This window comes from Mesorhizobium sp. CNPSo 4689 (assembly GCF_057784325.1).
Genome location: NZ_JBWLUZ010000086.1, coordinates 1 through 2,815, shown reverse-complemented (window position 1 = coordinate 2,815; position 2,815 = coordinate 1). Strand labels below are relative to the sequence as shown.

Below are 2,815 nucleotides of genomic sequence, written 5' to 3'. Positions count from 1 at the left end.
GTAACCGCCCGGTTGTTACCGCGGAGATTTCGCTTTGATGCGAGCGATGAGTTCCTGGTCATCGACGAAGGCTTCGAGGAAGTCATTCCATTCGTCAGCGGTGCGGCGCGCATGGGTAAGCATTTGCTCCAGCTCTTCCATTCCGTCGCGGGTAAGCGAAGTTATTGCCTCGTCCGGTCCGGTGTAGACGCTGATGATGCTGCCGTAGCTCAGGTTGTCATCATTGCTGACGATCGCCTGAAGGAGTTCGGCATCTTCATCGAGCAATTTGGCGACGTAGTCGATGCTGAACACATGGGTCACCGTTGCCATCAGGCAGCCTCGGCGGAGATGGCGGTGACAGGTGACCAATTCCAGGGAAGCAACTCGTCGAGGCGATTGATCTTGTGATCGTGGATGCGGTCGAGCACGTCTGCGAGATATGCCTGCGGATCGATGCCGTTCATCTTGGCCGTCTCGATGATTGTCATGGCGCGAGCCAGGGTCTCCGCGCCGGTGTCGGCGCCGGCAAATAGCCAGTTTTTTCTTCCGATTCCAATCGGGCGCAGGGCTCGCTCGGCGGCATTGTTGTCCATGGCGACGCGGCCGTCTTCGAGGAACAGGCACAATGATGGCCAGCGGCTCAGGCCATAACGGAAGGCTTTTGCCAAATCGCTCTTGCCCGGAATGCGGGTCAGTTGCGTTTCGATCCAGACACGGAATGCCCCGATCTTTGGTTTGCTATGCTTCTGACGTGCGGCAAGGCGGGCATCGGCAGGCTGACCCGCAATGCCGTGCTCGATGTCATAAAGCGCACCGATACGGTCGAGAGCCTCGCGTGCGATCTCGGATTTGTTCGAGGTCCAGATATCATGGAAGTCGCGTCGCCAATGCGCCCAGCATGCCGCTTCTCGGAAGCGGGATGTTCCATCGGCTCCAGGCTCATAAAGCTTGCCGTAGCCTTTGTAGCCGTCAGCTTGGAGGATGCCGCTTGTCTGCCTCAGATGGCGGAGGACGTGGTCTTCCTTCCAGTCCGGAGCAAAGTAGTAGACCGCGCCAGGCGGAGCGCCGCCCGCCCATGGGCGTTGATCGCGGACATATGTCCAGATCCTGCCTTTCTTTACGCCTTTCCCCAGCCCTTTGTCCTGCATGGAGCGATCCAGCACCCGGATCGGGGTATCGTCGGCATGAAGAAGGTCGCTGGCCATGATCACGGTTCCGATCCGCTCGATCAGGGGCTGAAGCACCTGCATGGCGCGACCGCACCAATCGACCAACGTACTGTCGGGGATGTCGGCACCCATGCGGGCGAAGATTTCGTTCAGGCGATACAATGGCAGGTGATCGTCGAACTTCGAGACCAGGATGTAAGCCAGAAGGCAGGCGCCCGCCATGCTGCCTGGTATCGGACGGCTGGGCGCGGGCAACTGCACCATCTTTTCGCAGCAGCGGCAGGATTTCTTCAACCGAGCGACCTCGATGACCTTCATCTGCGCGGCGATCATGTCGAGGATTTCGCTTGTGTCTTCGCCCACAAGACGTAGTTCACCGCCACAGGCGGGGCAGCAGGCGCCGGGATCGAGCTCCCTGCGCTCGCGAACTGCCTTGTGCGACACGCGCGGACGCCGGCGCGTGATCCTTTCGGGCGCGTTCGTCATAGGCGCGACAGACGCTGTCTCGTCGGCCTCATTGATTGGCCCGGCATTGCTCTCCGCCGCGGCGATCAAAAGGTCCTCCAGCGCCAGTTCCAGCTGCTGGATTTCCCGCTCGACTTTTTCCGAAGACTTGCCGAAGACCTGTTTCTTCAGCCGGGCAATGCGCAGCCGCAAGGCCTGGATCAACTGGTCATGCGCCTGCAACGTCGCCGACATCTTCGCATTTTCCGCCTGCAAGGCGGCGATCATCGCCTTCAGAAAGGCAGGATCGTCTGGAAGATTTTCGGCGACATTCGGCATGCACCTGACTACCATAAGTCAGGGCGAGTAGCCATAAAAACCATTAGATTCAGAGAGATAAATCACCCGACACGCGCCGGCGGCGCACCCCAATTGGGGCGTCGCCAGTCAATTCCTTCCCACAACATCGCCATTTGCGCTGACGTCAGCCGGGCCGTCCCGTCGGCCGCCGACGGCCACGGAAAGCGGCCCTTCTGCAAGACCTTGTAATAAAGACAGAACCCCTGGCCATCAAAATAAAGAAGCTTCAAACGGTCGCCACGCCTTCCCCGAAAGGCGAAGACCGCGCCTCCCGTCGGCTTCTGGCGCAACACATCCTGCGTCAGTGCAGCCAAACCCTCGATCCCTTTGCGCATGTCCGTGAACCCGCAGGCAAGGTACACCCGAACCCCAGTTCCCGGTCCGATCATGCTGTCTCAACCGCCTGGATAAGCCGAGTCAGAGTGGCGGTATCGATCTCTCTGTCAAAGCGCAGGTTCCGCCCACAGCATAGTTGCAATTCGACCAGCGCTGACAATCTGTCGGTGCCTTTGCCCATACAGGGTTCGCTCCGCGCCACGGGCATGTCCACGGGAAGGAACATGGGACCCGCCGACGGCAACAGGAGCCCCTTCCTCCTCAGCTCTCGCCGCCAGGTGTAAATCTGCTGCCGTGTCACATCATGCCGCTCGGCAACCTCAGTCACAGTCGCCCCGTCAATTCCAACCGACATGACGATGTCGAGCTTCTTCTTATCACCCCAGCGACGACGCCGTTCAGCACCAAGAATCTCGACACGCATCGCAAACCTCGCACAAGACACGTCGCAAACGACGTCGTTAAACACGTGTCATAGGCCATCACGACGATATCAGGCAGGCGGTGACAATCGGGCGGTTACG

Annotated in this window: 4 protein-coding genes; all 4 read right to left on the bottom strand. The window is 59.6% G+C overall.

What is annotated here, in order from left to right:
* Window positions 1-15: 15 nt before the first annotated feature.
* The 4 genes from AC04SI_RS33170 to tnpA all read right to left on the bottom strand — a co-directional run bounded on the left by AC04SI_RS33170 (window position 16) and on the right by tnpA (window position 2,715).
* On the bottom strand, window positions 16-312 hold the full coding sequence (locus AC04SI_RS33170; RefSeq protein ID WP_352503320.1) for a hypothetical protein: 297 nt from the start codon (window positions 310-312) through the stop codon (window positions 16-18).
* Window positions 312-1,934, bottom strand: coding sequence for an IS66 family transposase (tnpC, locus tag AC04SI_RS33165; protein WP_488475717.1), 1,623 nt, complete (start codon window positions 1,932-1,934; stop codon window positions 312-314). The genes AC04SI_RS33170 and tnpC overlap by 1 nt, the downstream gene beginning before the upstream one ends.
* Before the next feature lie 62 nt (window positions 1,935-1,996).
* Window positions 1,997-2,344: an IS66 family insertion sequence element accessory protein TnpB gene (gene tnpB, locus AC04SI_RS33160; protein WP_023778341.1), complete on the bottom strand. Its 348-nt coding sequence runs from the start codon at window positions 2,342-2,344 to the stop codon at window positions 1,997-1,999.
* Window positions 2,341-2,715, bottom strand: a complete 375-nt coding sequence (tnpA, locus tag AC04SI_RS33155; protein WP_352648906.1) for an IS66-like element accessory protein TnpA — start codon at window positions 2,713-2,715, stop codon at window positions 2,341-2,343. The genes tnpB and tnpA overlap by 4 nt, the downstream gene beginning before the upstream one ends.
* Between the last annotated feature and the right edge of the window lie 100 nt (window positions 2,716-2,815).

Coding starts and splice junctions, on each gene's coding strand:
- AC04SI_RS33170 (WP_352503320.1), bottom strand. CDS start 312: ATGGCAACGGTGACCCATGTGTTCAGCATCGACTACGTCGCCAAATTG.
- tnpC (WP_488475717.1), bottom strand. CDS start 1,934: ATGCCGAATGTCGCCGAAAATCTTCCAGACGATCCTGCCTTTCTGAAG.
- tnpB (WP_023778341.1), bottom strand. CDS start 2,344: ATGATCGGACCGGGAACTGGGGTTCGGGTGTACCTTGCCTGCGGGTTC.
- tnpA (WP_352648906.1), bottom strand. CDS start 2,715: ATGCGTGTCGAGATTCTTGGTGCTGAACGGCGTCGTCGCTGGGGTGAT.